The organism is Sphingobium sp. 22B, from assembly GCF_001580035.1.
Taxonomy (GTDB): Bacteria; Pseudomonadota; Alphaproteobacteria; order Sphingomonadales; family Sphingomonadaceae; genus Sphingobium; species Sphingobium fuliginis.
Map to the genome: position 1 here is coordinate 14,233 of NZ_LTAB01000003.1, position 25,225 is coordinate 39,457.

Below are 25,225 nucleotides of genomic sequence, written 5' to 3' on the forward strand. Positions count from 1 at the left end.
CTTCTTAGGATCGGCGGACATTCGGCCCCGATCCCGATCCTTTGGCGCTTTACCCGTCATCGACCGCCGAAAACCGGCCTGCATGGTTCCTCATCCCGGAAATGTTCCGCCGGCCTGGCGGGGATCGCCCCGTCGCGTGGTCAGGGCGGCTTGCCCTCTTGGCGTATCGCTCCTAAGGGGACGGGACTCGAGGGACAAACATCAGGGACGTAGGGAAGATATGGCGCGAACCACGAGCCGGCCGCTCTCGCCGCATTTGACGATCTGGAAATGGGGGCCAGCCATGGCCGTCTCCATCATGCACCGCGTGACCGGCAACGGTCTTGCGACGGTCGGCGCGATGGGACTGGTCTGGTGGCTGATGGCCGCCGCCATGGGGCCGGATGCCTATGCAACCTTCGTCAAATGCGCGACTTCGCCCATCGGCTATCTGGTGATGGCCGGCCTTAGCTGGTTCTTCTTCCAGCATCTCTGCTCCGGTCTTCGCCACTTCGTGCTCGATCTGGGCGCGGGCTATGAGCTCAAGAACAACAAGATCTGGTCGCTGCTGACCTTCGTCTTCTCGATGCTCCTCACCATCGCCTTCTGGGCCGCCATCTGCACGGGGAAATTCTGATGGGAACCGGAACCGGAATCGGCCGCGTCCGCGGTCTTGGATCGGCCAGGCATGGCGCGCATCACTGGCTGGCGCAGCGCTATACCGCCGTCGGCAACCTGTTGCTGGTGCTGTGGCTGCTGTTCAGCCTGATCGCCCTGCCGGGCCTCGATTATCAGAGCGTCCATAACTGGATCGCGCAGCCTCTGGTGGCGGTGCCGCTGATGCTGATGCTGGTCAGCATCTTCTATCACCTGCGCCTGGGCATGCAGATCATGCTGGAGGACTATGTCCACGACAAGGGCCTCAACTTCTTCAGCATCCTGCTGCTGAACTTCTATGCCATTGGCGGCGCGGCCGCGGGCATCTTCGCGATCGCCAAGATCGCCTTCACGGGGATCGTCAAATAATGAGCGAAGCCTATAAGATCATCGACCACACCTATGACACGGTCGTCGTGGGTGCCGGCGGCTCCGGCCTGCGCGCCACCATGGGCAGCGCGGAAGCGGGCCTGAAGACCGCCTGCATCACCAAGCTGTTCCCGACCCGCAGCCATACGGTGGCGGCGCAGGGCGGCATCGCGGCGAGCCTTGGCAACAACTCGCCCGACCACTGGACCTGGCACATGTACGACACCGTCAAGGGGTCGGACTGGCTGGGCGACCAGGACGCGATCGAATATATGGTGCGCGAGGCGCCGGCCGCCGTGATCGAGCTGGAGCATGCGGGCGTTCCGTTCAGCCGTAACGACAACGGCACCATCTACCAGCGTCCGTTCGGCGGCCACATGCAGAATATGGGCGCCGGCCCGCCGGTGCAGCGCACCTGCGCCGCCGCCGACCGTACCGGCCACGCCATGCTGCACGCGCTCTATCAGCAGAGCCTGAAGTATGACGCGGACTTCTACATCGAATATTTCGCCATCGACCTGATCATGGAAGACGGCCCGAACGGCAAGGAATGCCGGGGCGTCATCGCCATCTGCATGGAAGACGGTTCGATCCATCGCTTCCGCAGCAAGGCGGTCGTGCTGGCGACGGGCGGTTACGGCCGCGCTTACTTCTCCGCCACTTCGGCGCATAGCTGCACCGGCGACGGCGGCGGCATGGTGCTGCGCGCGGGCCTGCCTTTGCAGGATCTGGAATTCGTGCAGTTCCACCCGACCGGCATCTACGGCGCGGGCGTGCTCATCACGGAAGGCGCGCGGGGCGAGGGCGGCTACCTCACCAATTCCGAGGGCGAGCGCTTCATGGAGCGCTATGCGCCTTCCGCGAAGGATCTGGCGTCGCGCGACGTCGTGTCGCGTTCGATGGCGATGGAAATGCGCGAAGGGCGCGGCGTGGGTCCGAACAAGGACCATATCTACCTGCACCTCGATCATATCGATCCCAAGGTGCTGGCGGAACGCTTGCCGGGCATCACCGAAAGCGGCAAGATCTTCGCCGGTGTCGACCTGACCCGCCAGCCGCTGCCGGTGACGCCGACCGTCCACTATAATATGGGCGGCATTCCCTGCAATTATCATGGGCAGGTGGTGACGAAGGTCGGTGACGATCCCGAAGTCGTGGTGCCGGGCCTCTATGCCGTGGGTGAAGCGGCCTGCGTTTCGGTCCATGGCGCGAACCGCCTGGGTTCCAACTCGTTGATCGATCTCGTCGTCTTCGGCCGCGCGACCGGCTTGCACCTCAAGGAAACGATCAAGCCCAACGGCTCGCATCGTCCGCTGCCCAAGGACGCGGCCGACCTGGCGCTGGGCCGCCTCGATCATTATCGCAATGCAAAGGGCGGTTCCCCCACGGCGAAGATCCGCCTGGAAATGCAGCACACCATGCAGAAGCACGCCGCCGTGTTCCGCGACAGCGCGCTGCTGGCGGAGGGCGTCGCGAAGATGGCAGAGGTCAATGGCCGCTTGCAGGACGTCGCGGTTTCGGACCGCTCGCTGATCTGGAACACCGACCTGATCGAGACGCTGGAACTGGACAATCTGATGTCCCAGGCGGTCTGCACCATGGTCAGCGCGGAAAACCGCAAGGAAAGCCGCGGCGCCCATGCGCATGAGGACTTCCCGAACCGCGACGACGCCGAATGGATGAAGCACACCGTAAGCTGGTTCGAGGGCTGGGGCGGCAAGGGCGGCAAGGTGACGCTCGACTACCGTCCGGTGCACGATTACACGCTCACGGACGAGGCGGAATATATCAAACCCAAGGCGCGCGTGTACTAAGCCGCGCGAACGGCGGGAAACAGGGAAGGGCGGGCTGCGAAGCTCGCCCTTTTCTTATATATGCTTCGTTCTGGGAAATTGCGGACACCAGCGCTTCCCCCTGCTTCAGGGGCGGGGCTTGATGTCCTCGATCGCCCAAGGCTTGCATCCCCGGCAGATGTGCCTGCTTCCCCTCCATCCGCCAAAGGTCTAAAGGCCGCGACATGAACGACCTTGCCACCCCATCCGCGCTGGCCGAAGAGAAGGCGCAAAGCTGGAAAGTCACCTTCCCATGCACCCGTGCGGAGGCCGAAGCGCTGGATGGCGACATTGCCGCCTTCGCCCTGATGGATCGTCCGCCCGTGCTGATGACCAGCGAGGCGGAGCCCGATAATGAACAAAGCTGGCGGCTCGACGCCTATTTCGAAGGCCAGCCGAGCCCCGCCGCGATCCGGCTGCTCCGTTCGCTCGTCCCCAGCGCCGCCGGCGTCAAGCCGCTGGTCGAGCAACTGCCCGACGAGGATTGGGTGACGTTGAGCCAGCAGGGGCTGGAACCCGTCACTGCGGGGCGTTTCCATGTCCGCAATCTCGCCAGCGACCCGGTGGCGCCCGGTCACGTCAATTTCCTGATCGAGGCGAGCCGCGCCTTCGGCACGGGCCAGCATGAAACCACGGCGGGCTGCCTGATCATGCTCGACCGCATGCGGCGGGTCGGCATGCGCTTCGGCAATGTCGCGGACATCGGAACGGGCACAGGCCTGCTTGCCTTCGCGGCGCTCCACCTTTGGCCGCGCGCTTATGCGACGGCGTCGGACATCGATCCCGTCGCGGTGGAGATCAGCGCTGCCAACGCGGCGGCCAACGGCATTGCGACGGGCAAGGGACAGGGGCAGCTCGCGCTCTACACGGCTGCCGGCGTGGATCACCCGGCTATTGCGACGCGCGCGCCCTATGACCTGCTGATCGCCAATATCCTGGCCGGTCCGCTGATCGAACTTGCTCCCTCGCTCTGCGCGCTGGTGGAGGAAGGCGGCACCATCGTCCTTGCGGGGCTGCTCAATGAACAGGCCGGTGCGGTGCTGGCTGCCTATCGCGCCCAGGGAATGCGCCTGGCGGAACGGACGGACCGTGGCGACTGGCCGACCCTCCGCCTGCGCAAGCGCCCGCGGATCGGCTGGAGACGGCCGACCCGCATCGACGGCAACGCCCGTGGCGAAGCCCCTGGTTTCGGCAGTCTGTGACCTTTTGCTGAGCGTGATCATCGCCCGGATCGACTTGGGACCGTTTCGACAGCGGACGGTCGAGGTGGCCGCACGTTGGCGGAGATGATGCATTTACAGGGCGGGGCTGCCTGGAGCGCCTCGCCCTGCAAAAGGCCTCAGCCCACGATGCCCGCACCCAGCAGCAACAGCAGCTTCACGTCGATTGCGAAGCCTTCCGTCCGCCATGCCGCGATCCGGTCGTGAATCCTGTCGAGCGGCACGCGGTGCACGCGGATATCCTCGCCTTCCACGCCGCCGCCATCGCCGGTTTTCATGAGGTCATGCGCACGGAACAGCGTGAAGCTCTCCGACACCATGCCGGGCGAACTGTAGAATTCACCCAAAGCCTCCATCCGGCCGGGCAGGTAGCCGGTTTCCTCCTCCAGTTCGCGAGTGGCGGCCAGCACGGCTTCCTCGCCCTCGTCATGGTCGCCCACAAGGCCGGCGGGCAATTCGATGCACCGGCGGCCCAGCGGTACGCGATATTGATCGACCAGCAACACATGCCGCCCGTCCGCCGCCTCGTCCACGGCCAGAATGACGGCGGCATGGATGCCCCGCGCCCGGCCGACATATTCCCACCTGCCCCGGCGCTTGGCGGTGATGAAGCGGCCTTCCCACATGATCTCTTCGGGGGAAGCCCCGTCCTGTTCGCTCATAATTCGATCAACCTGTCGGGCAATTCATTGGGATTGTCGCCGGTCGCCGGAAAATATTCGGCCAGTACGCTGCCGACCTGCCGCACCGCTTCCGCCATGCCTTCGGCGGCGCGGCCTGCGCGCACGCCGTCGATCAGCGCGGCCATGGCCTCGCCCCAGATTTCCGGAGCGACCTTTTCGTTGATCGCCGCATCCGCGACGAGTTCCGCCCGATGCTCATCCAGCGAGAGGTAGATGAGCACGCCGGTCCGTCCGCGCGTGCGCCCCTGGGCTACCGCGCGAAACAGGGTGATGGCACGGCGGCGCACGCGGCGGGCCTTGGTGGCCTTGGGCGTCAACGCCATGCGCAGCGGCATCCAGGCGAGCGCATAGCGGACGATCAGGAATTTGAGGATGAGCAGGCTGAGCAGGACCGTCAAAAGCTTCCAGTCCTCCACCTCATGCTCCCAGCTTTGCAGCAGCCAGGAGCATAAGCGCCGGAAATGCAGGGGAAAGGCCGCCGCCGCCGACAAGGCCAGGAACACCACGCCGATGGCCCAGTGCAGCCCTGCATCATGATAGGCGTCCGACCGGCGGGCGACGATGGTGACGATCTCGCCATCCGTCGCCTTCTCCGCTTCGGCCACCGCAGCGGTCACGCGGTCGTGATCGGCTTCGTTCATGATCAGGCGCATCACCAGTCCCCCGACGCGCCGCCGCCGCCGAAGCTGCCGCCGCCGCCCGAAAAGCCGCCGCCGCCGCTGCCCCAGCCGCCACCGCCCCAGCCTGATCCACCGCCGCCGCCCCATCCGGAATCGCCCGGCCCCCACAGGATGATCGGTCCCGATCCGCCCCGATAGCGCCGTCCCTTGCCCCGCCCGGAAAGCATGGCGATCACGATGATCGCGACGACCACGAGCCAGAATATCGCCATGAATGCCCCGCCATCGTCCGCTGCGTCGCGCGCCCTGGCTTCGGCCTGCGCCGCCAGCGCCTTGGCTTCTTCGGGGGGCAGGGTCAGCAGCTTGCCGATGGCGTCCACGCCCGCATCGATCCCGCCGGGCATGTCCCCGGCCTTGAACCGGGGCGTGATGGCGTTGCGGATGATCTGGGACGACAGCGCATCGGTCATGATGCCTTCCAGGCCGTAGCCGACCTCGATCCGGACCTTGCGCTCATTGGGGGCGATGATCAGCAGCGCGCCGTCATTCTTGTCCTTGGACCCGATTCCCCAGGCGCGGCCCAGCCGATAGCCATAATCGGATATGTCATATCCCTGGAGGTCGGGCAGGGTCGCCACCACCAGTTGCCGCCCGCTCTGCTGCTCCAGCGCCGCCAGCTTGTCGGTCAACGCCTGCTTCTGCTGAGGGGAGAGCAGGGCGGCGTCATCCACCACCCGGCCGGTCAGCTTGGGAAAGGTCTGGGCCTGAGCGGAAGGCGCGATTCCCGTCCCTCCCGCCACGGGCATGAAAACCAGCAGCGCGAAGATCAGGAGCAGGCGGCGTAGCATCACCGGCTCAGTTGCCGAAATCGACCTTCGGCGCTTCTTCCGCACCGGGCGTGGTGGCCTGGAACGGAGTCATGGGCTTCGCGCCATGGATGATCTTGGCGCCGATCGCGTCGGGGAAGGTGCGGATGCGGGTGTTATAGGCGCGCACCGCTTCGTTATAGTCGCGAATGGCGACGGCGATGCGGTTCTCCGTACCCTCGAGCTGCGATTGCAGGTCGAGGAAATTCTGGTTGGTCTTGAGCTCCGGATAAGCCTCTACAGAGGCGAGAAGGCGGCCAAGGCCCTGGCTCAGTTGCGCCTGCGCCTGCTGGAACTGCTGCACCTTGGCGGGATCGGACAGATCCTCGGCATTGACCTGGACGGAGGTGGCCCTGGCGCGGGCCTCCGTCACCTTGACCAGCGTGTCCTGCTCCTGCTTGCCGGCGGCTTTCACCGTGGCCACGAGATTGCCGACAAGGTTCGCGCGGCGCTGATATTGCGCCTGCACATCGGCCCATTTGGCCTTTGCGACCTCCTCGGCGGCGGGGACGCTGTTGATGCCGCAGGCGCTGAGCGCAAAGGCGCCCAGCAGCGGCAGAAGGAACAGGCGGAACTGGCGCAGGATCGTCATGGAACATCCTCAGGCTTGTTTCGTGTGAGGAAATAGGCGGTTGTCGAAGCCTTCGCAACGGCTCATGCTGTCAATATCGCAATCGGGACAAGGGGTTCGCCATGGGGCTGATTTCCGAATTCAAGACGTTCATCAATCGCGGCAATGTCATGGACCTGGCCGTCGGCGTGATCATCGGCGGGGCTTTCGCCACCATCACCAAGTCGTTGACGGACGACCTGATCATGCCGGTCGTCGGCTATATCTTCGGCGGGGCCGACTTTTCGGGCTATTTCATCCGGCTGGGCGAGATTCCCGCCGGGTTCAAGGGGAACCCGGACAGCTATGCCGACCTGAAGGCGGCCAATGTCGCCATGTTCGGCTGGGGCGAATTCCTGACCGTGTTCGTCAATTTCCTGATCCTGGCCTTCATCATCTTCCTGCTGGTGAAGGCGGTGAACAAGCTGATGCCCAAGCCCGAGGACGCGCCGGCCGCGACGCCGGAGGACGTGCTGCTGCTGCGCGAAATTCGCGATTCCCTGAAAAAATAAGTCGTTTCCGCGACGAAAGGAGCGTGCGGCGGGAACCATCCTTCGCGCGACCAGTTGATGGGCGTCAGGGTTCCGGGCATCCGGTCCCCTTGCCGAATGACGTCAGCCCATGGGGGCGCAACAGGAGAAAACGCCGTGAAAACCTTCGTATCAGTCCTTGGCCTTGCCAGCCTGATCGCGCTTGCTGCATGCGATTCCAAGCAGGAGAACAAGGTCGAGAACGCGTATGAGAATCAGGCGGACGCCATCGACAACCAGGCCGACAATATGGAAGCGATGGCCGATAATCTGAGCGGCAATGCCGAAAGCGCCGCTGAAAACGCCGCGGACGCGCTGGAGAACAAGGCGGACGCCACCCGCGAAGCCGGTGAGAAGGCGGCTGACTCGGTCGAGAAGACCGAGGCGCATTAAGTTCAAGGCTGTTACCGAGCCGAAAGGGGCGCCGCGACTGCCGGTCGCGGCGCCCTTTTCCTTTCATGGTTACCGCGCCACCCCTCTTTAACGGGGATTTAACCACAGCCGCGCCATGGTCCGCCGCCTATCCCATGAGGCGGTGGAATGGACGAGCTACTCCAGGAATTCATATCGGAAACGCAGGAAACGCTGGAGGCGCTGGCGGGGGAGGTCGTCGCCTGGGAAGCCGACCCCACGGACCGCGACCGGCTGGACGCCATTTTCCGCTTTTTCCATACGGTGAAGGGGAGCTGCGGCTTCCTCAACCTGCCGCGTTTCGAACGGCTGAGCCATGCGGCTGAGGATGTGTTGTCGGAAATCCGGGCGGACAAGCGCCTTGCCGATCCTGCCACCGTCAGCGCCGTTCTGGGCATCATGGACCGGATCGCGGAACTGGCCGAGGCGGTCGCCATCGGCGCTGCGCTGCCGCAGGAGAATGACGATTATCTGATCGCCGCCCTGACGGAGAAGGAAGCGTCCGCGCCGGATGAGGGCGAGGCGCCGGCGGCGTCCGTCGCCGTCGCGCGCGCTTCCGGCGGGCAATCGGCGCCGCGCACGATCCGCCTGCCCCTGTCGCTGATCGACCAGTTGATGAACGGCGTGTCCGACATGGTGCTGGCCCGCAACGAGCTGTCGCGCAAGCTGCGCGAGCGGTCGGGCGATCCGGAACTGGAAAGCGCCTTCGAAAGACTGTCGACCTGCGTCGCGGACATGCGCGACGCCATTTCCAAGACCAGGATGCAGCGCGTCGACCGCCTGTTCACGGCCATCCCGCGCATGGTGCGCGATCTCGGCCGGGACCTGGGCAAGCGCATCGACCTCAGCCTTGAGGGGGGCGATGTCGAAATGGACCGCGAAATGGTGGAGATGGTGGTCGACCCGCTCACCCATATCGTCCGCAACAGCATCGACCATGGCATAGAAACGCCGGAAAGGCGCCGGGCGCTGGGCAAGCCCGAAGCGGGGCGGCTGAAGCTGGAGGCGCGCCAGTCGGGCAACCAGATCGTCATCGAGATTTCCGATGACGGGCAGGGCATCGATACCGGCCGGCTGGTCGACAAGGCGATGGCGGCGGGCCGCCTGACGCCGGAAGCAGCCGCGCGGATGAGCGAGGCGGAGAAGCTCGACCTGATCTTCCATCCTGGCCTTTCGACCGCCAGTCAGGTCACGGCCATTTCCGGGCGCGGCGTCGGCATGGATGTGGTCCGCGCCAATGTGGAGCGGATCGGCGGCGTCATCGCGCTCGACAACCGGCCCGGCTGCGGATTGACCATCACCTTGCGGGTGCCGCTGACGCTGACCATCATTCCGGGATTGATCGTGCGGGCCGGCGACCTGCATTTCGCGATTCCCCGCGCTGCCGTCGTGGAAATCCTGCATGACAACAATGAGACGCTGAACATCGCGCAGGTCGGCGGGGCCAAGATCGCGACGATCCGCTCCATCCGCCATTCGATGATCGATCTGGAAGACGTGCTGGGCATGGAGCGGGTCGCGCAGTCCGGGCCGCGTGCCGTGATGGTCGTGCGTTCCGCGACCGGCGTGCCCTTCGCCATGGGCGTGTCGGCGGTGGAGAATCATGAGGAACTGGTGATCCGTCCCGCATCGCCGCTGGTGATGGCGTCGGGCGTCTATGCCGGCATGACCCTGCCCGACAATGGCAAGCCGATGCTGCTGCTGGACGCGGCGGGCCTCGCCAATGCGGCGCGCCTGCCCAACATCATCGACGATCATGCGGCCCGCCGGGCCGGGGAGGATGAGGAGGCGCAGGGCGGTGTCGAGATGGTGCCCGCCTTGCGGTTCGAGGAATATTCGGGCGAGCGGCGCTTGCTGAAGCTGTCGCTGATCGAGCGGGTCGAGGACATAGACGCCCGGCTGTTCGGTCGGTCGGGCGGACGCGGCTTCGTGCGTCTGGACGGGCGGCTGGTGCCGGTCGCCAACGGCCATCATGCCTTTTCCGAGGAGAAGGTCGCCGCGCTCCGCCTGCGCGACGGCGCGAGGGAGGCCTGCTATCCGGTTGCCGCGGTGCTCGACATCGTGGAAATGCCCGCCGTGCCGGACATGGTCGCGATGCATGGGCTGTTGAGCGGGGTTGCCGTGATCGATGGCGAGCATCTGGAGGTGATCAATCCCTTCGCCCTGTTCGCCGCCCTGCCGGAGGAGCCGGTCGCGGAACGGAGCGGCGGCCGCTGCCTGCTGGCCGACAGCGAAGATGGCTGGACGCGCGAGATATTGGCGCCGCTGCTCCGCCAGGCCGGGCATGATGTGGTGATGGGCCTGCCCGCCGACGAAGCGGTCGATCCGCAGGATGTGGTGCTGTTCACCGGATCGGACGCCTCCCAGGCGAGCGAATTGCTGGGCTGCCGCATCGTCCATCTGCGCGCCACGCCGCGACCCGCCGGACCCCAGGACAGCAGCATCTATCGCTACGATCAGGACGCGCTGATGGCCGCGCTTGCCGGATCGCGGCGATAGGAACGGAGAAATAGCCGCATGAACCAGCTTTACCTCTTCGCCACGCTGGCGGGCACGAGGATCGCCGTCGAAACCCGGGAGGTGGAGGCGGTGGTCAAGCTGACCGACATCTCGCCGGTGCCGGGCATGGGCGCGCATGTCGCCGGGCTGTCCGCGCTGCGCAGCCGGGTGCTGACCGTCATCGACGTCGCCGCGCTGGTCCGGGGGCGGCCGACGCCCATGGAGCGGCGGGTCTTCGCGATCATCGCGGACATCAGCGGCCACAGCTATGGGCTGATGGTCGATGCCGTGCACGACATCTGCCAGGTGCCGGAGGGCGAACTGCCGCTGCGGGGCCAGCTCGATGCCGCCTGGGCGCCCTATGCCCGCGGCCTGGTGGAGCATGAGGGCCAGCCCTATCTGCTGGTGTCGTTGAGCGGCTTCATCGAGGCCGGCACCGTCGCCCAGGCGGCATGACGCCAGATCGCACGATCTCGTACCGGCGTTTACCAAATCCTCGCCTTTGCCGGTTAAGGCTTGTGACGATGGGACGCAAAACAAGGGACGCTCTATGAAAAACTGCCTGGTCGTGGATGATTCGAAGGTCATCCGCAAAGTTGCCCGCCATATATTGGAATCGCTCGATCTTTCGGTGAGCGAGGCGGTCGACGGGCGTGACGCCCTTACGCAATGCGAAACGTCCGTGCCGGACGTGGTCCTGCTGGACTGGAACATGCCGGTGATGAGCGGCATGGAATTCCTCCAGGCGTTGCCGGACGCCAATCTGTCCGCGCGGCCCAAGATCATCTTCTGCACCACGGAAAACGGCATCAGCCATATCAAGGCCGCCGTCGAAGCCGGCGCGGACGAATATGTGATGAAGCCGTTCGACCGCGAAACGCTGGAAAGCAAGCTGACGATCGTCGGCGTCATCTAGGCGTAGCGCTTCGGATCGAGCGATCTTCGATCGACCTCCCCGATTTTGTTCAGAAAGATTTCCCTCGATGACCGTTCACGTGCCGATCATGGCCAGCAGCCGCGACGAGGACAGGGCGCTGCGTACCCTGATCGTCGACGATTCGGTCGTGGTCAGGACGGTCATCGAACGGATATTGAACGCCGACCGGCGGTTTTCCGTCACGCACAAGACCAACAGCGCCGAACATGCGCTGGGCTATTTGCGGGACCATGAGGTCGACCTGATCCTGCTCGACATAGAATTGCCGGGACAGAGCGGCCTTACGGCGCTGCCGGCGATCCTGCGGACCAATCCGCGCGCCAAGGTCGTGATCCTGTCGGGCAATTGCGAGGAGGGGAGCGCCGCGGCGGTCGAAGCGCTGGCGCTGGGCGCGAGCGACATATTGGCGAAGCCGGGAAGCGGCAGCTTCGGTGAGCACTTCCCCCAGGCCCTGATCGACCGCCTGTCGCGCCTGTTCAGCGGCGAAGCCATGCCTGTGGCGGTCCGGCCGCCGCTGCGGGCCGATCCGGAGCAGGCGGCCCAGCCGCTCGCCTGCCTGGGCATCGGCGCATCGACCGGCGGCATCCATGCCCTAGGACAGCTTTTCGCGGGACTGGCCGCGCCGCTGGGCGTGCCGATCCTGCTGACCCAGCATCTGCCCGCCAGCTTCACCCATTATTTCGTCCAGCAACTGGGGCGGATGACGTCCCTGCGCGTCAAGGTGGCGGAGCAGGGCGAGTTGCTGGCCCCGGACATCGTCTATGTCGCGCCGGGGGACGCCAATCTCCAGCTTCGGCGGGGGCTCTATGCTCGGGTGTCCGTCGTGCTCAATCCGCAGCGCACGCCGACCGGCAATCTGCCCGGCGTCGACCCGATGTTCGCCAGCATGGCCCAGGCCTATGGCGCTGGCGCGGCCGGCGTGGTGCTGACGGGCATGGGGCGGGACGGCACCGCGGGTGCGCGGGACATAGTGGCGGCCGGCGGATGGATCGTGGCGCAGGACGAAGCGAGCAGCGTGGTCTGGGGCATGCCCGGATCGGTCGCCGGAGAAGGATTGAACTGCGCCCTGCTGGAACCCCATGCGATCATGGATTTCGTGGCGCGAAGAGGAAAGAACAGAAACTGATGGCATTGCCTCCTTCGGCCGACCCCCTCCTGTCCGGCTCCGTTTCCTCCGCCGATCCCATGCGCGGGGCGGCGCGCATCTTTTCCGGCCTGCTGGAAGCGCGCACCGGTCAGATCCTGTCCGAAAGCCGGGCCTGGCGGATGGAGACGGCGCTGAAACCTGTGCTGCGGGCCCATGGGCTGAGCGACATGGATGCACTTGCGTCCCGGCTGATGGGGCACAAGGATGCGATGCTGGAAAATGACGTGGTCAACGCGCTGCTCAACAATGAGAGCAGCTTTTTCCGCGATCTCCAGATATTCGACATGATCCACCGCCATATCCTGCCGCGCATCCATGCGCAGCGATCGGACCGGACGCTGCGTATCTGGAGCGCGGGCTGTTCGACCGGGCAGGAGGTCTATTCGCTGGCGATCCAGCTTTGCAACGACATGGCGCGCTGGCGCGGCTGGCGGATCGAGATATTGGCGACCGATATTTCCACCGCCGCCATAGCGCAGGCGAAGACGGGCATCTTCACGCAGATGGATGTGCAGCGGGGCCTGCCGGTGGGGGACCTGCTCAAATGGTTCGACCCTTCGGGCGACGATTGGCGCGCCAATTCGGCCCTGCGCCAGATAATCGATTTCCGCACGGACAATCTGTTCGACGCGCATGCGCCCCAGGGCGAATATGACCTTTTGCTCTGCCGCAACGTGCTTCTCTACTTCACGCCCGAACGCCGCCAGAGCGTGCTGCGTCTTCTCGCCCGGCACAGCCATGCGGGCTCTGTCCTGCTGCTGGGCGCGGGCGAGACGGTGATCGGCCATAGCGAGGATTTCGTCCCCCATGCCGAATTCCGCGGCGGCTATGGACGCCGCGCCGACGCCGCGGCGCAATCGGGCGGAGCGATGCGCCGGGCGGTCTGATCGTCCCGGCGGGAAAATACCGCGCCCTGCTTGATTGGTCTGCCGCTGTCGGCCATGGTCTGTCCGCGCGCCCGAAGGCGCTGACGGACGAATGCGAGTGACTGGCCCTTGGCGATGAACGACTTCCCGATGATCGACACGCCGTCGCCCAATTTTGACGAGCGCAGCCTGCCGATTTCCATGCTGGTGCTGCACTATACCGGGATGGCCGATGCCGCGACCGCGATCAACTGGCTCGCCAGCCCGGAATCCAAGGTATCCGCTCATTATGTCGTGACGGAGGATGGGCAGGTCATCCGCATGGTGGATGAGGAAAAGCGCGCCTGGCATGCCGGCCGCGCCCATTGGCGCGGCATCGACGACATCAATTCGGCCAGCATCGGTATCGAGATCGTCAATCCGGGGCATGAATGGGGCTATCGGCCCTTTCCGGACGCGCAGATGGGATCGCTGATCCCGCTGATCCACCAGATCGTGCAGCGGCACAGGATCACCCGCGGCAACATCGTCGGGCATAGCGACGTCGCCCCGGCCCGCAAGCAGGACCCCGGCGAGCTGTTCCCCTGGGGCCAGTTGGCGCGTCTGCGGCTGGCCCTGCCGCGCCCGACCAAGAATCTGATGGACCCGCATTGGAGCGACGGCGGCTTCATGTTGGCGCTGGAGCGCTTCGGATACGACATTGCGGAGCCGCAGGCGGCGGTGGTCGCGTTCCAGCGTCGCTTCCGGCCCGAACTGATCGATGGAATCATCGATGGCGAGTGCCGGGCGATCCTGCTGGCGTTGCTGCTGCCCAAGCCGATGGGCGACGACTGAACGGGGACGACGCCCAAACGGGGATGACGGGGGCGCCGGACTTGTGTATAGGCCCCTCTGCCAGAGGGCCGGGCGGCCGCGGCGTGGCGGGTAACTTCCACGGCGAGGAAAGTCCGGGCTCCACGAAATGACGGTGCCGGCTAACGGCCGGCTGGAGTGATCCAAGGGACAGTGCAACAGAAAGCAGGTCGCTACAGCTTCGGCTCAGCGAAATTGAAAGGGTGCGGTAAGAGCGCACCGCGCCTGCGGCAACGCAAGGCGGCACGGTAAACCCCACCGGGAGCAAGACCGAATAGGGGCGGCGCGCAGTTTCGGCTGCTAGGCCAGTTTCGGCTGAGACCGCCCGGGTTGGTTGCTTGAGGGACGGAGCGATCCGTCCCCTAGAGGAATGGTCGCCACCCTTCGCAAGAGGGGGACAGAACCCGGCTTACAGGCTCTCTGGCATTTAAATCCTTCCCATCTGCCGATGGGGAGGATTTAAAATAACGGCAATTTCATCGGCTGCCGGGGGTGGCGTTCCGCCTGCGGCCTGCCTAATTTGGAACCATGGCAAGAAGCAGCCGATCCAATGACTGGGGCTTTCCCCGCTGGCGCAGCTACGGCGCATCGCGTGAGGCGCAGCAGGTGCGCCTGTGCGACCGGCATGGCTGCGACCGGCCGGGCGACTGCCCCGCGCCCAAATCGCCCAACAGCCGCGAACGCTGGTATTTCTGCACCGACCATGCAGCGGAATATAACCGCAACTGGGACTATTTTCAGGGCCTGGACCAGGAAGAGCGGGAGCAGCGCGAACGTGCCGAGCGGCGTGACGCGGGCGGTTATCAGAACAGCGCCTATCATGGTTGGGGCGGGCCGGGTGACGGCAGCCGCTCGCGCGACGAGTTGCATGCGCTGCAGGCGCTGGAGCTGGAGGATGACGCCGATTTCGAGGCCGTGAAGAAGAGCTGGCGCCGCCTTGCCAAGGAATATCATCCCGATGTGAAGCCCGGCGACGCGCAGGCGGCCGTGCGTTTCCAGACGATCCAGGCTGCCTATGAAGTGCTGCGGGCGGCGGAGGAGCGGCGGACGTGGAAACCGCGGGAGCGGGCGGATTGAAGGATCGCGTCCGGTCGAACTGGGATCATGCGGTGCTGGTCTGCCGCAAATGTTCGAAGAAGCTGGACGGCGGTTTCGGCCGGGACGGGGACGAGCGGCTGGCCCGGGCGCTGCGCCGGCATCTTTCTCTGAAAAAGGGGCGCAAGGCGGCGGCTGGGATCGTCGAGGTCAATTGCCTCGGCATCTGTCCCAAGGGTGCGGTGACAGTCGTCGACGGCGCAAAATCGCGCGACTGGTTGCTGGTGCGGCCGGGCGCCGATCTGGATGAACTGGCCCAGGCGTTGGGCCTCGTTCCGGCAAAGGAAGGCTGAATTCAGCCTGCGCGCCTGATCCGGGCCGAATCGATCAGCCCCGCGTCGGACAGCAAGGGCATCAGCAGCCCTTCTTCCTTGTGCAGCCGGTTCAGGATGCTGGCCAGGATGGCACGGGTTTCACGGCAGAAATCCGCCCATTCGCGTTCGATCCGATCATCGCTCCAACGCGTCATATAGGCGGCGAAGTCGCTGGCGATGGGCGCCATTTCACTTTCGAGTCGCGCCGCGGTGCCGCGCAGCTTTTCGTGCGGCTGCCGTTGCATATTGGGATAGAAAATCCGGTCTTCCAGCGCCAGATGCGCCATCAGCAGGCGGGCGAACTGCCACCGCAGCGGGCCCAGCCTTTGCGGAACGCTTTCGTCCGCTATCGCCTGATGAAAGCGGGCGGCCATCGCCTCTATCTCATCATGCTGCTTCTGCAATTTGTCGAGGTCCATGCACCGCTTTCCTCGTCCCCGCCCGGCATATTCCGCTCGCGGGGTTAAGAAACGGTTGTGCGGACTTCACAAAGGCTTGAGCGGTCCGCCCGCCGCGCAGTCCACGCGGCGGGCGCCCTCCATTCAGGCCGGCTGGTCGGCGCGGCTGACGCCCTGGCCGTCCAGATTCTGCGCGGCGAAGTCCCAGTTGATCGCTTCCTTGAGGACGCGGTCGGCATAGTTGGGGCGCGCGTTGCGATAGTCGATATAATAGGCATGTTCCCACACATCGAGGATCAGCAGCGGCTGATGGCCCTCATGCGCAACGGGCGTGTCCGCGTCATGGTAGCTGGTGACTTCCAGCTTCCCTTCCTTCAGGATCAGCGCGGCCCAGCCGCTGGCGAAATGGCCGACGGCTTCGGCCTTCAGCTTTTCGATCAGCGCGTCGACCGAGCCGAAACCCTCGTTGATGAGGTCGAGCAACTGGCCGGACGGCGCGGTCTTGGTCGGCGACAGCGACTGCCAGTAAAAAGTGTGATTCCAGATCTGGCCGACCTGGTTGAACAGGCCGCCCTTGGACGACTTGATCAGCTCGACCAGCGACTTGCCCTGGAGCGAGGCGTCGGCGGCGACCAGTTCATTGGCCTTCACGACATAGGCATTGTGGTGCTTGCCATGGTGGAAGTCGAAGGTTTCGGCGGTCAGAATGTCGCCAAAGGCATCCTTGGCATAGGGCAGGGGGGGAAGAACAAAGGCCATGGCGGAACTCCTCGGGTTCGTTATGGGTCGGCCGCAGAACGGATGGTGCGGTCGATTGGTTCAATGGTCCTGTCGGGGCGTGGACGCCTCCGCGCCCCTCCCATATGCGCCCCCGGCGGCCATGAAAACAGATATATGCCTATTGCGAAACGATCTTAATTAGGCGGCCGATTCAACCCTGGGGCGGGGTGGTTTCACCGATCTCGTCACTGTCCAGCTTTTCGCCCAGGTCCAGGCCGTGGCGCATCAGCATGGGGATGTTGGCGGCAGCGAAGACGACCGACACGATGGTCACGCCCCACACCTTGACGGCCAGCCAGCTATCGAAGCTCATGGTCCGTCGCATGACTTCGTTGGCGAGCGCCATGGCGACGAAGAAAAGGGCCCAGTTGCGCGACAGCTTGCGCCAGCCTGTCTCGGTCAGGCCGTCATAGGCCGCCTGGAGGAGATATTTGAGCAACGCCTTGCCCCGCATCAGCCCGGCGAACAGCATCAGCGCGAAGAAGGCGTAGATGATGGTCGGCTTGATCTGGATGAAGCTCTGGTCGCGGAAATAGATGGTGAGGCCGCCGAAGAAGAGGATCAGCAGCGCCGATAGCCAGAGCATGGGCGACACGCGGCCGAGCTTCACCTTCGAGACGATCACGGCGACGACGATGGCGGCCATGAAGGCGGCGGTGCCGAACATCATCGCGGTGATGGGGTTGCCCGGCCCCCAGAGCCAGCCCGCGCCCTTGTAGGTCAGGAAGAAGACGAGGAGAGGGCCGAAGTCCAGCGCGAGGCTGAGATTGCCGCCATGGGTCGGTTTTTTCGGGTCAGCCATATATGTTCACTCCGTCATCCCGGCGGGAGCCGGGATCTCGTGCGGCCGGGTCGAGCCGCGGAGGCCAGAGATGCCGGCCTGCGCCGGCATGACGAAGGGGAAGCGATCACCGCGCATAGGCGGTTCCCGCGATCGCCCGCGCCATGTCGCCCGGGTCGAACGGCCGCAAATCCTCGATCTTCTCGCCCACGCCGATGGCATGGATCGGCAGGCGATATTTCTCCGCCGCGGCGACCAGCACGCCGCCGCGCGCCGTGCCGTCCAGCTTGGTCATGACGAGGCCCGTCACCTGCGCGAATTCCTTGAAGACCTCGATCTGGCTCAACGCATTCTGTCCCGTGGTGGCATCCAGCACCAGCACAACGTCATGCGGCGCCGCCGGGTTCAACCGGCCGAGCACGCGGCGGATCTTGGCCAGCTCGTCCATCAGTTCGGTCTTGTTCTGCAGGCGCCCGGCCGTGTCCACGATCAGCACGTCGATGCCGGTGGCGGTCGCCTGCTTCACCGCGTCGAAGACGATGCCCGCCGCGTCGCCGCCTTCCTTGCCCGCGACGATGGGGATGCCGAGCCGTTCCGCCCAGACCTTGAGCTGGCCGATGGCGGCAGCGCGGAAGGTGTCGCCCGCCGCCAGCATCACTCCATAATCCTGTTCGAGGAAGAGGTTGGCGAGCTTGGCGATGGTGGTGGTCTTGCCGGAACCGTTGACGCCGATGACCAGGATCACCTGAGGGCGCGGAAAAGCCTCGATCTCCAGCGGGCGCGCGACCGGGGCGAGAACCTTCTCGATCTCCTCCGCGATGATCTCCCGCAGATAATCCTCGGTCAGTTCGCGGTTGTAGCGGCCTTCGGACAGGCGGTCGCGCACGCGGGCGGCCATGGCCGGACCCAGGTCGCTGACGATCAGCGCTTCCTCGATCTCGTCCAGTGTCTGCTCGTCGAGCGCGGCCTTGGAGAAGAGGCCGGTGAGATTCTCGCCCAGCTTGTCGGAAGTGCGCTTGAGGCCGCCGAAGAGGCGATCGCGCCAGGATGTTTCAGCCATGTCTATCCACCAGCATCATCCCCGCGCGGGCGGGGATCCATCTCCCATGGGGTGCACCAGGCGGAACGGCCCGGAGCCCGGAGATGGATTCCCGCCTGCGCGGGAATGACGGAAAAATGATTGTCTCTCACGCTGCCTCTTGCGCGATCAGCGCGCCATTCTCAAGGGCCGTGATGGTCGCATGGACGATGGAGGAGGGCGATTGCGGGGTCGCGAAACGCACCGGGGCGAAATTTTCGGCATGTCCGGAAAGCCCGTTGCGTTCGACCAGCACGGATTGGGTGGAACCGATGAGGCTCTGGAGCCAGCGTTCCCGTTGCGCCCCGCAGGCGGCGCGCAGCCGGGCGGCGCGGGCCTTGATGGTGGCCCGCTCCACCTGCGGCATGCGGGCGGCCGGGGTATTTGCGCGCGGTGAATAGGGGAAGACATGGCCATGGACGATGGCGCATTGCTCGACCAGCCTGAGGCTGTTTTCGAACATGGCGTCGTCCTCGGTCGGAAAGCCGGCGATGATGTCGGCGCCGATGCTGATCTCCGGACGGGCGGCCCTGAGGCGTTCCACGATGCGCACGGCGTCGGCGCGGCTGTGACGGCGCTTCATGCGCTTCAGGATCATGTCGTCGCCCGCCTGGAGCGACAGGTGCAGATGCGGCATCATGCGCGGCTCATGGGCGAGGATGTCGAACAGCCGCTCGTCGATCTCCACGCTGTCGAGCGAGGAAAGGCGCAGGCGGGGGAGGTCGGGCACCCCCTTCAGCATGCGTTCGATCAGCAGGCCGAGCGACGGCGCGCCCGGCAGGTCCGGGCCGTAGCTGGTGACGTCCACGCCGGTGAGGACGATTTCCCTGTAACCCACATCGACCAGTTCCCTGGCCTTGTCGATGACGGCGCCGGCCGGGACGGAGCGGCTGTTGCCCCGGCCATAGGGGATGATGCAGAAGGTGCAGCGATGGTCGCAGCCATTCTGCACCTCCAGGAAGGCGCGGGCATGTTCTGCAAAGGCGCTGGCCATATGGGGAGCGGTGTCGCGGACCGACATGATGTCGGACACCCTGACCGGGTCACTTCCTCCGTTCGGGAGATAGGATGTCCGGTGCATCTTTTCCCGATTGCCGATCACCGCGTCGACTTCGGCCATGGCGGCGAAGGTTTCCGGCTCCGTCTGCGCGGCGCAGCCCGTCACCATGATCCGCGCACCGGGGCGGTCGCGGCGGGCGCGGCGGATGGCCTGCCGGCTCTGGCGCACGGCCTCTGCGGTCACGGCGCAGCTGTTGACGACGACCAGATCATCCTGCGCGTTCGGCATCTCGCGGCCGATAATCTCTCGAATCGCCTCGCTCTCCGCGATGTTGAGGCGGCAGCCAAGCGTGATGATCTGCGGCCCGCCCATGTCAGAATCGCGCCCAGTCAGCCTCGCCGTCGAAGACATGGGTGGCAGGGCCGGTCATCAATATGTGCCCGCCCGGCGCCCAGTCGATCACAAGGTCGCCCCCCGGCAGGCTCACGGTGGTCGGCCCGCTCGCCAGCTTGCGCCGCACCGCCGCCACCGCCGTCGCGCAGGCGCCGGTTCCGCAGGCGCGGGTCAGGCCGGCGCCGCGTTCCCAGACGACCAGGCGGATATGATTGTCGCCCACCATCTGCGCGAAATTCACATTCACGCGGGCGGGGAAGAGCGGATCATGCTCGATCAGCGGCCCAAGACGGTCGAAGTTCACACCGTCCAGACGATCCATGAAGAAGATCACATGCGGATTGCCGACATTGACCGCGACCGGGGCAGGCAGATCCTCCCAGCTTACCGGCATGGCCAGCGTGTCCATGGCGTAGGCGAGGGGGATCGCGTCCCATTCGAGGCGCGGTTCGCCCATGTCGACGCTCGCGCCGCCATCGACGGCCCTTGCGTCCAGCAGGCCGGCCTTCGTCTCGATCAGCACGTCCCGGCCGACGAACAGGGGGACGCAGCGGGTGGCGTTGCCGCAGGCCTCCACCTCGCTGCCGTCGCTGTTGAAGATGCGCATCGACACGTCGGCGCGGTCGCTATTGCCGATCAGGATCAACTGGTCGCAGCCGATGCCGGCGTGACGGTCGGCAATGGCCTGCGCGCGCGCCTCCGTCATGTCGAGCGCGGTTTCCCGCGCGTCGATCACGACAAAGTCGTTGCCCAGTCCATGCATCTTCGAAAAACGGCCCATGATGGGCGCGCATGTAAGGCCTGTGCCGGCAAAAGACCAGCCTATCCCGCGTTCAGTGCGGCGCGCCTGCGGCCATAGAGGAAATAGACGGCCAGACCGATGGCGTTCCAGAGGAGGCAGGCGAGGATGGTCTTCGCCGGCAGGCTGATGAACAGATAGGCGCAGCCGCCGATGGCGCCGAGCCCGACCAGCCATCCGGCCGGCGTGCGGAAGGGGCGCCGCATGTCGGGCATGCGCCGGCGCAGGATCAGCAGGCATGCGCCCACGGCGGTGAAGGCGATCAGCGTTCCCGCATTGGCCAGCGCCGCGATCTCGTCAATGGGCAGCAGGCCGGCGATGATCGCGACCAGCAGGGCGGTGACGGCGGTGATCCGGGCGGGCGTCCCGCGCCGGGAGATCAGCGCCAGCCTTTGCGGCAGGAAGCCGTCGCGGGCCATGACGAGGAAGATGCGGCTCTGGCCGTAGAGGAAGCCCAGCAGCACCGTGGGAAGGGCGATGACCGCCGCGATGGCGACGATTCGCGCCACCTGTCCCTGGCCCATTTCGCGCAGGATCAGCGCCAGCGGTTCGGGACTGCCGGCAAAGCGGGTGAAGGGCATCGCCCCGACCGCCGCCGCCGCCACGAGCACATAGATCAGCGTGCAGGCGACCAGCGATCCGACGATGCCGATGGCAAGGTCGCGATCCGGGTTCTTCGCCTCCTCCGCCGCGGTGGAGATGGCGTCGAAGCCGTAGAAGGCGAAGAAGATGATCGCCGCCGCGGCCATGACGCCGCGCTCGACGCCGTCCGGCGCCATCGACTTGGCAAAGCCGAAGGGCATGAAAGGCTGAAGGTTCTGGGCGTCGAAGGCGGGCAGGGCGATGGCGACGAACAGGCTGAGCGTCGCGATCTTGATCACCACCAGCAACGAGTTCAGCCGCGCGCTTTCATGCGTGCCGAGCATCAACAGGCCGGCGACCACGGCGATGATGAAGATGGCGGGCGCATTGACCAGGCCGCCCAGTTCCGGCCCCCTGGTCAACAGGTCCGGGAAGCCCGCCGATGTCAGCAGGGGTGCGGCATAGCCGGACCAGCCCACCGCCACGGTCGACACGACCAGCGAATATTCGAGGATCAGGCTCCATCCGACGATCCACGCAATGCCTTCGCCCAGCACGACATAGCTGTAGCTGTACGCGCTGCCGGCGGCCGGCATCATGGTGGAGAGTTCGGCATAGGCCAGCGCCGCGCAGGCGCAGATCGCGCCGGCAATGGCGAAGGACAGCAGCACAGCTGGACCCGCCCGGTCCGCGCCGACGCCGATCAGCGTCAATATGCCCGTGCCGACGATGGCCCCCACGCCCAGCGCCAGCAGATGCGGCCAGGACAAGGTGCGCGCCAGCCTTTGCCCCTCATGCGAGGGCATCATCGCCTCCATCGGCTTGCGGCGCGTCCAACCCATGTCCTGATTCCCCTCTCTGCACGGCGCACCTTGCCGCTGCCGAAGCTGCTGGCAAGGGGTTTTACAAATGTAAGGCAGCGCCGGGCCGCCTCTCGCGACTCCCCTGATATTCTGTTACAGGGACGCAAACAAAGGTCGCGACGGCTTAAATCTTCTTGAAAAGGGGGAAGGCGTCCCATGGATGCTGCTGCGTCGACCGTTCCCGCGTCCGTGCGGGAAAATGGCTTTTACCTCGTAATGTCGGTCGCCATCGCGGCGACGGTGATCGGGGGCTTCGGCTCCTACGCGCTGCGCGGAATGGTGGATGTGGCGCGCGTGCCCTATTGGGTGCATGTCCACGGCGCGGTGTTCGTCGGCTGGACATTGCTGTTCGTCATGCAGAACGCCTTTGCCCATCGCGGGTCGATGGCGCTGCATCGGCGCATGGGATGGGTGGCCGTAGGCCTGGCCACGGCGATGGTGCCGCTGGGCATCCTGACCATGAGCATGGCGGTCGTGCTGGACCGGGTGCCGCCCTTCTTCACGCCGCCGATCTTCCTGGCGCTGAGCGTGCTGGAACTGCTGGCCTTCGCCGCCCTGCTGACGGGCGCCATCCGGATGCGCCGACGGACCGAATGGCATCGGCGGCTGATGCTGTGCGCCATGGTGGCGATCATCGGGCCTGCCTTCGGACGCATCCTGCCGATGCCGCTGCTCGGCCCCTGGGGCGGGCTGGCGGTGATGAGCGGGCAGATGCTGTTCGTCGCGGCCGGCATGGTCCATGACCTCGCCACGCGGGGCCGGGTGCATCCCGCCTATGCCGTGGGCGCTGCGGCGATTCTGGTGGAGGGACTGGCCGTGCCGGTCCTGGCGGCGACGCGGCCTGTCCTCTGGCTGGCTTCCGCCCTGGCCGGCTGAGCCGCTTTCGGTTGCGTCGGGCGCGCCCTTGCGCTAAGGGCGCGCCAGCAGTCGGATGGTTTGCCGTCCGATACCCTGACAGATCCATGGCACTCAAGAGGAGTACCGGATGGACGCTGGCCGGCGAGGTTTCGCCCGCCGGCGATTTTGTCGTTTGACGGGGTAAGCAAGGTTTTCCGGGCCTTTCGGCCCAAATTGAGGTGATGATGTTCGATTCGCTAAGCGATCGTCTGGGTGGGGTATTCGACAAGCTGCGTGGGCGCGGTGCGCTGACGGAGGACGATGTCCGCGCCGCGATGCGCGAGGTGCGAATCGCGCTGCTGGAGGCCGACGTCGCGCTTCCGGTGGTGCGCCAGTTCGTCGATCAGGCGACCGAGCGGGCGGTCGGCAGCGATGTGCTGCGATCGGTCACGCCGGGGCAGATGGTCGTCAAGATCGTCTCGGACACGCTGACCGAGACGCTGGGTTCGGAATCCTCCGACCTGCTGATCGACGTGACCCCGCCCGCCGTCATCATGATGGTCGGCCTGCAGGGTTCGGGCAAGACCACCTCCACCGCGAAGATCGCCAAGCGCCTGAAGGAAAAAGAGCGCAAGAAGGTGCTGATGGCGTCGCTCGACGTCCAGCGACCCGCCGCGCAGGAGCAGTTGGCGGTGCTGGGCACGCAGACCGACGTGGCGACCCTGCCCATCGTGCCGGGGCAGCAGCCGGTCGACATCGCCAGGCGGGCGTTGCAGGCGGCGAAGCTGCAGGGTTTCGACGTGGTGATGCTCGACACCGCTGGCCGGCTGCATGTCGACCAGGCGCTGATGGACGAGATGAAGGCGGTGGCCGAAGTCTCCAGCCCGGCGGAAATCCTGCTGGTGGTCGACTCGTTGACTGGTCAGGACGCGGTGAATGTCGCGACCAGCTTCACGGCCCACGTGCCGCTGACGGGCGTGGTGCTGACCCGCATGGACGGCGATGCGCGCGGCGGCGCGGCGCTGTCGATGCGCGCCGTTACCGGCCGTCCGATCAAGTTCGCGGGTACCGGCGAAAAGCTGGACGCGATCGAGCCGTTCCATCCGGCCCGCGTGGCGCAGCGCATATTGGGCATGGGCGACGTCGTCTCGCTGGTCGAAAAGGCCGCCGAGACCATCGACGCCGAGGAAGCCGACAAGCTTGCCAAGAAGATGGCCAAGGGTCAGTTCGACATGAACGACCTGCGCGCCCAGCTCAACCAGATGCGCCGCATGGGCGGTCTTGGCGCGCTGGCGGGCATGCTGCCGGGCCTCAAGAAGGCGCAGGCGGCGATGGCTCAGAGCGGCGCCAACGACAAGACGCTGATCCATCTCGACGCGATGATCGGGTCGATGACCCCCAAGGAGCGGGAGAAGCCCGCCCTGATCAACGCCAAGCGCAAGATCCGTATCGCCAAGGGTTCCGGCACGACCGTGCAGGAAGTCAACAGGCTCCTGAAAATGCATCAGGAGATGGAAACGGCGATGAAGAAGATCCGCAAGATGGGCGGCCTGAAAGGGCTGGCCAAGATGTTCACCGGTGGTGGGCTGGATGGGATGCTGGGCGGTGGCGGCGCGCCTCCGCAGGGTTTGCCGGGACTGGGGGGCAATATGCCGAACCTGCCGCCCGGCTTTCAGAATTTCATGAAGAAGTGAAGCTGCTCGTCATTGGCGCAAGCTGGGATGACGAATTGAAAAACACGTAATTTGGTACAGAAAGGTAAGGTCAGGTTTCATGGCAACGTCCATTCGTCTTTCGCGCGGCGGTTCGAAGAAGCGTCCCTATTACCGCATCGTCGTGGCGGACAGCCGCGCCCCGCGTGACGGCAAGTTCATCGAGCGCATCGGCAGCTACAACCCCGTCCTGCCCAAGGGCGACGAGAAGCGCGTCGTTCTGAACGTCGAGCGCGCGAAGCACTGGGTTGCCGCCGGCGCGCAGCCGACCGACCGCGTGGCCCGCTTCCTGGATGCTGCCGGAGTGAAGGAACGCGCCGCCCGCAACAACCCGAAGAAGGCCGAGCCGGGTCAGAAGGCCAAGGATCGCGCCGAAGACCGCGCCGCCAAGGCTGCGGAAGCCGCTGAAGCCGCCGAAGCCGCCAAGGCGGCCGCCGCCGAGGCCGCTGCCGCTCCGGCCGCCGAAGCACCGGCGGAAGAAGCCGCTCCGGCCGAAGAATCGGCTGAAGGCTGAG

At 65.6% G+C, this 25,225-nt stretch carries 28 protein-coding genes and 1 other RNA gene; 18 read left to right on the top strand and 11 right to left on the bottom strand.

Annotated features, from left to right (window positions below; translation table 11 throughout):
• Positions 1-220 precede the first annotated feature (220 nt).
• The 4 genes from sdhC to A0J57_RS04495 all read left to right on the top strand — a co-directional run bounded on the left by sdhC (position 221) and on the right by A0J57_RS04495 (position 4,039).
• Complete coding sequence (gene sdhC, locus A0J57_RS04480; protein ID WP_044662729.1) at positions 221-616, top strand: succinate dehydrogenase, cytochrome b556 subunit; 396 nt, start codon at positions 221-223, stop codon at positions 614-616.
• Complete coding sequence (gene sdhD, locus A0J57_RS04485) at positions 616-1,005, top strand: succinate dehydrogenase, hydrophobic membrane anchor protein (protein WP_061940500.1); 390 nt, start codon at positions 616-618, stop codon at positions 1,003-1,005. Before sdhC ends, sdhD begins: the two co-directional genes overlap by 1 nt.
• Positions 1,005-2,819 (top strand): succinate dehydrogenase flavoprotein subunit, encoded by a 1,815-nt coding sequence (gene sdhA, locus A0J57_RS04490; RefSeq protein ID WP_025547629.1) that lies wholly within the window; start codon positions 1,005-1,007, stop codon positions 2,817-2,819. The genes sdhD and sdhA overlap by 1 nt, the downstream gene beginning before the upstream one ends.
• Positions 2,820-3,022: 203 nt before the next feature.
• Entirely contained in the window at positions 3,023-4,039 is a 1,017-nt protein-coding gene (locus A0J57_RS04495) for a 50S ribosomal protein L11 methyltransferase (protein WP_061940498.1), read from the top strand.
• Positions 4,040-4,176: 137 nt separating this feature from the next.
• Here A0J57_RS04495 and A0J57_RS04500 read toward each other — a convergent pair whose 3' ends face one another.
• From A0J57_RS04500 to A0J57_RS04515, 4 genes are read right to left on the bottom strand one after another with little or no spacing between them, the layout of a single operon-like run.
• Positions 4,177-4,719, bottom strand: coding sequence for an NUDIX hydrolase (locus tag A0J57_RS04500; RefSeq protein WP_044662726.1), 543 nt, complete (start codon positions 4,717-4,719; stop codon positions 4,177-4,179).
• Entirely contained in the window at positions 4,716-5,393 is a 678-nt protein-coding gene (locus A0J57_RS04505) for a TPM domain-containing protein (RefSeq protein WP_061940496.1), read from the bottom strand. The genes A0J57_RS04500 and A0J57_RS04505 overlap by 4 nt, the downstream gene beginning before the upstream one ends.
• Positions 5,393-6,208 (bottom strand): YgcG family protein, encoded by an 816-nt coding sequence (locus A0J57_RS04510; RefSeq protein WP_062017037.1) that lies wholly within the window; start codon positions 6,206-6,208, stop codon positions 5,393-5,395. The genes A0J57_RS04505 and A0J57_RS04510 overlap by 1 nt, the downstream gene beginning before the upstream one ends.
• A 7-nt stretch (positions 6,209-6,215) precedes the next feature.
• Positions 6,216-6,818, bottom strand: a complete 603-nt coding sequence (locus A0J57_RS04515; protein WP_025547620.1) for a LemA family protein — start codon at positions 6,816-6,818, stop codon at positions 6,216-6,218.
• Positions 6,819-6,919: 101 nt separating this feature from the next.
• Between A0J57_RS04515 and mscL the strand changes: the two genes are divergently transcribed.
• The 11 genes from mscL (at position 6,920) to A0J57_RS04570 (ending at position 15,466) form a co-directional block, all read left to right on the top strand.
• Positions 6,920-7,348, top strand: coding sequence for a large conductance mechanosensitive channel protein MscL (mscL, locus tag A0J57_RS04520; RefSeq protein WP_025547619.1), 429 nt, complete (start codon positions 6,920-6,922; stop codon positions 7,346-7,348).
• Between the two features lie 135 nt (positions 7,349-7,483).
• A complete protein-coding gene (locus A0J57_RS04525) occupies positions 7,484-7,759 on the top strand; it encodes a hypothetical protein (RefSeq protein ID WP_025547617.1) in 276 nt (91 codons plus the stop codon).
• 147 nt (positions 7,760-7,906) lie between these two features.
• Positions 7,907-10,276 carry a chemotaxis protein CheA gene (locus A0J57_RS04530; protein ID WP_044662722.1) on the top strand — a complete coding sequence of 790 codons (2,370 nt, stop codon included), beginning with the start codon at positions 7,907-7,909 and terminating at the stop codon, positions 10,274-10,276.
• Positions 10,277-10,294: 18 nt separating this feature from the next.
• Complete coding sequence (locus A0J57_RS04535; protein WP_044662721.1) at positions 10,295-10,732, top strand: chemotaxis protein CheW; 438 nt, start codon at positions 10,295-10,297, stop codon at positions 10,730-10,732.
• Between the two features lie 94 nt (positions 10,733-10,826).
• Positions 10,827-11,192 carry a response regulator gene (locus A0J57_RS04540; protein WP_025547613.1) on the top strand — a complete coding sequence of 122 codons (366 nt, stop codon included), beginning with the start codon at positions 10,827-10,829 and terminating at the stop codon, positions 11,190-11,192.
• Between the two features lie 67 nt (positions 11,193-11,259).
• Positions 11,260-12,339 carry a chemotaxis protein CheB gene (locus A0J57_RS04545; protein ID WP_025547611.1) on the top strand — a complete coding sequence of 360 codons (1,080 nt, stop codon included), beginning with the start codon at positions 11,260-11,262 and terminating at the stop codon, positions 12,337-12,339.
• The gene (locus tag A0J57_RS04550; protein ID WP_235600786.1) at positions 12,339-13,247 is read left to right on the top strand and encodes a protein-glutamate O-methyltransferase CheR; all 909 of its coding nucleotides are present in this window, start codon (positions 12,339-12,341) and stop codon (positions 13,245-13,247) included. The genes A0J57_RS04545 and A0J57_RS04550 overlap by 1 nt, the downstream gene beginning before the upstream one ends.
• 114 nt (positions 13,248-13,361) lie before the next feature.
• Positions 13,362-14,060, top strand: coding sequence for an N-acetylmuramoyl-L-alanine amidase (locus A0J57_RS04555; RefSeq protein ID WP_025547608.1), 699 nt, complete (start codon positions 13,362-13,364; stop codon positions 14,058-14,060).
• 60 nt (positions 14,061-14,120) lie between these two features.
• Positions 14,121-14,506, top strand: an RNA gene (gene rnpB, locus A0J57_RS04560) — RNase P RNA component class A.
• 100 nt (positions 14,507-14,606) lie between these two features.
• The gene (locus tag A0J57_RS04565) at positions 14,607-15,155 is read left to right on the top strand and encodes a J domain-containing protein (RefSeq protein WP_025547607.1); all 549 of its coding nucleotides are present in this window, start codon (positions 14,607-14,609) and stop codon (positions 15,153-15,155) included.
• Entirely contained in the window at positions 15,128-15,466 is a 339-nt protein-coding gene (locus tag A0J57_RS04570) for a hypothetical protein (protein WP_025547605.1), read from the top strand. Before A0J57_RS04565 ends, A0J57_RS04570 begins: the two co-directional genes overlap by 28 nt.
• 2 nt (positions 15,467-15,468) lie before the next feature.
• On the opposite strand, the gene A0J57_RS04575 is transcribed toward A0J57_RS04570, so the two are convergent.
• The 7 genes from A0J57_RS04575 to A0J57_RS04605 form a co-directional block, all read right to left on the bottom strand.
• Positions 15,469-15,906 (bottom strand): hemerythrin domain-containing protein, encoded by a 438-nt coding sequence (locus tag A0J57_RS04575; protein WP_061940144.1) that lies wholly within the window; start codon positions 15,904-15,906, stop codon positions 15,469-15,471.
• Positions 15,907-16,029: 123 nt separating this feature from the next.
• Complete coding sequence (locus A0J57_RS04580; RefSeq protein WP_061940142.1) at positions 16,030-16,644, bottom strand: superoxide dismutase; 615 nt, start codon at positions 16,642-16,644, stop codon at positions 16,030-16,032.
• Between the two features lie 172 nt (positions 16,645-16,816).
• Complete coding sequence (gene ispZ / locus A0J57_RS04585; protein WP_044662717.1) at positions 16,817-17,467, bottom strand: septation protein IspZ; 651 nt, start codon at positions 17,465-17,467, stop codon at positions 16,817-16,819.
• Between the two features lie 106 nt (positions 17,468-17,573).
• Positions 17,574-18,506, bottom strand: coding sequence for a signal recognition particle-docking protein FtsY (ftsY, locus tag A0J57_RS04590; protein ID WP_025547600.1), 933 nt, complete (start codon positions 18,504-18,506; stop codon positions 17,574-17,576).
• 127 nt (positions 18,507-18,633) lie between these two features.
• On the bottom strand, positions 18,634-19,896 hold the full coding sequence (gene mtaB / locus A0J57_RS04595) for a tRNA (N(6)-L-threonylcarbamoyladenosine(37)-C(2))-methylthiotransferase MtaB (protein WP_061940140.1): 1,263 nt from the start codon (positions 19,894-19,896) through the stop codon (positions 18,634-18,636).
• A 1-nt stretch (position 19,897) separates the two neighbouring features.
• Entirely contained in the window at positions 19,898-20,698 is an 801-nt protein-coding gene (gene dapF / locus A0J57_RS04600; RefSeq protein ID WP_044662715.1) for a diaminopimelate epimerase, read from the bottom strand.
• Positions 20,699-20,739: 41 nt separating this feature from the next.
• Positions 20,740-22,140: an amino acid permease gene (locus A0J57_RS04605; protein WP_044662714.1), complete on the bottom strand. Its 1,401-nt coding sequence runs from the start codon at positions 22,138-22,140 to the stop codon at positions 20,740-20,742.
• Positions 22,141-22,317: 177 nt separating this feature from the next.
• Between A0J57_RS04605 and A0J57_RS04610 the strand changes: the two genes are divergently transcribed.
• From A0J57_RS04610 to rpsP, 3 genes are all read left to right on the top strand, one after another.
• The gene (locus A0J57_RS04610; protein ID WP_061940138.1) at positions 22,318-23,037 is read left to right on the top strand and encodes a hypothetical protein; all 720 of its coding nucleotides are present in this window, start codon (positions 22,318-22,320) and stop codon (positions 23,035-23,037) included.
• A gap of 203 nt (positions 23,038-23,240) precedes the next feature.
• Entirely contained in the window at positions 23,241-24,692 is a 1,452-nt protein-coding gene (ffh, locus tag A0J57_RS04615) for a signal recognition particle protein (protein ID WP_061940136.1), read from the top strand.
• A 79-nt stretch (positions 24,693-24,771) separates the two neighbouring features.
• A complete protein-coding gene (gene rpsP, locus A0J57_RS04620; protein ID WP_025547592.1) occupies positions 24,772-25,224 on the top strand; it encodes a 30S ribosomal protein S16 in 453 nt (150 codons plus the stop codon).
• Position 25,225 lies beyond the last annotated feature (1 nt).

What these genes read in the sequence shown, in the direction of transcription:
- ftsY (WP_025547600.1), bottom strand. Translation starts at nt 18,506, where the DNA reads ATGGCTGAAACATCCTGGCGCGATCGCCTCTTCGGCGGCCTCAAGCGC.
- A0J57_RS04605 (WP_044662714.1), bottom strand. Translation starts at nt 22,140, where the DNA reads ATGGGTTGGACGCGCCGCAAGCCGATGGAGGCGATGATGCCCTCGCAT.
- A0J57_RS04515 (WP_025547620.1), bottom strand. Translation starts at nt 6,818, where the DNA reads ATGACGATCCTGCGCCAGTTCCGCCTGTTCCTTCTGCCGCTGCTGGGC.
- A0J57_RS04530 (WP_044662722.1), top strand. Translation starts at nt 7,907, where the DNA reads ATGGACGAGCTACTCCAGGAATTCATATCGGAAACGCAGGAAACGCTG.
- ispZ (WP_044662717.1), bottom strand. Translation starts at nt 17,467, where the DNA reads ATGGCTGACCCGAAAAAACCGACCCATGGCGGCAATCTCAGCCTCGCG.
- A0J57_RS04500 (WP_044662726.1), bottom strand. Translation starts at nt 4,719, where the DNA reads ATGAGCGAACAGGACGGGGCTTCCCCCGAAGAGATCATGTGGGAAGGC.
- sdhA (WP_025547629.1), top strand. Translation starts at nt 1,005, where the DNA reads ATGAGCGAAGCCTATAAGATCATCGACCACACCTATGACACGGTCGTC.
- A0J57_RS04565 (WP_025547607.1), top strand. Translation starts at nt 14,607, where the DNA reads ATGGCAAGAAGCAGCCGATCCAATGACTGGGGCTTTCCCCGCTGGCGC.
- sdhC (WP_044662729.1), top strand. Translation starts at nt 221, where the DNA reads ATGGCGCGAACCACGAGCCGGCCGCTCTCGCCGCATTTGACGATCTGG.
- ffh (WP_061940136.1), top strand. Translation starts at nt 23,241, where the DNA reads ATGATGTTCGATTCGCTAAGCGATCGTCTGGGTGGGGTATTCGACAAG.
- A0J57_RS04550 (WP_235600786.1), top strand. Translation starts at nt 12,339, where the DNA reads ATGGCATTGCCTCCTTCGGCCGACCCCCTCCTGTCCGGCTCCGTTTCC.
- rpsP (WP_025547592.1), top strand. Translation starts at nt 24,772, where the DNA reads ATGGCAACGTCCATTCGTCTTTCGCGCGGCGGTTCGAAGAAGCGTCCC.
- dapF (WP_044662715.1), bottom strand. Translation starts at nt 20,698, where the DNA reads ATGGGCCGTTTTTCGAAGATGCATGGACTGGGCAACGACTTTGTCGTG.
- sdhD (WP_061940500.1), top strand. Translation starts at nt 616, where the DNA reads ATGGGAACCGGAACCGGAATCGGCCGCGTCCGCGGTCTTGGATCGGCC.
- A0J57_RS04610 (WP_061940138.1), top strand. Translation starts at nt 22,318, where the DNA reads ATGGATGCTGCTGCGTCGACCGTTCCCGCGTCCGTGCGGGAAAATGGC.
- A0J57_RS04495 (WP_061940498.1), top strand. Translation starts at nt 3,023, where the DNA reads ATGAACGACCTTGCCACCCCATCCGCGCTGGCCGAAGAGAAGGCGCAA.
- A0J57_RS04510 (WP_062017037.1), bottom strand. Translation starts at nt 6,208, where the DNA reads ATGCTACGCCGCCTGCTCCTGATCTTCGCGCTGCTGGTTTTCATGCCC.
- A0J57_RS04575 (WP_061940144.1), bottom strand. Translation starts at nt 15,906, where the DNA reads ATGGACCTCGACAAATTGCAGAAGCAGCATGATGAGATAGAGGCGATG.
- A0J57_RS04545 (WP_025547611.1), top strand. Translation starts at nt 11,260, where the DNA reads ATGACCGTTCACGTGCCGATCATGGCCAGCAGCCGCGACGAGGACAGG.
- A0J57_RS04540 (WP_025547613.1), top strand. Translation starts at nt 10,827, where the DNA reads ATGAAAAACTGCCTGGTCGTGGATGATTCGAAGGTCATCCGCAAAGTT.
- A0J57_RS04580 (WP_061940142.1), bottom strand. Translation starts at nt 16,644, where the DNA reads ATGGCCTTTGTTCTTCCCCCCCTGCCCTATGCCAAGGATGCCTTTGGC.
- A0J57_RS04555 (WP_025547608.1), top strand. Translation starts at nt 13,362, where the DNA reads ATGAACGACTTCCCGATGATCGACACGCCGTCGCCCAATTTTGACGAG.
- A0J57_RS04505 (WP_061940496.1), bottom strand. Translation starts at nt 5,393, where the DNA reads ATGCGCCTGATCATGAACGAAGCCGATCACGACCGCGTGACCGCTGCG.
- mtaB (WP_061940140.1), bottom strand. Translation starts at nt 19,896, where the DNA reads ATGGGCGGGCCGCAGATCATCACGCTTGGCTGCCGCCTCAACATCGCG.
- A0J57_RS04535 (WP_044662721.1), top strand. Translation starts at nt 10,295, where the DNA reads ATGAACCAGCTTTACCTCTTCGCCACGCTGGCGGGCACGAGGATCGCC.
- mscL (WP_025547619.1), top strand. Translation starts at nt 6,920, where the DNA reads ATGGGGCTGATTTCCGAATTCAAGACGTTCATCAATCGCGGCAATGTC.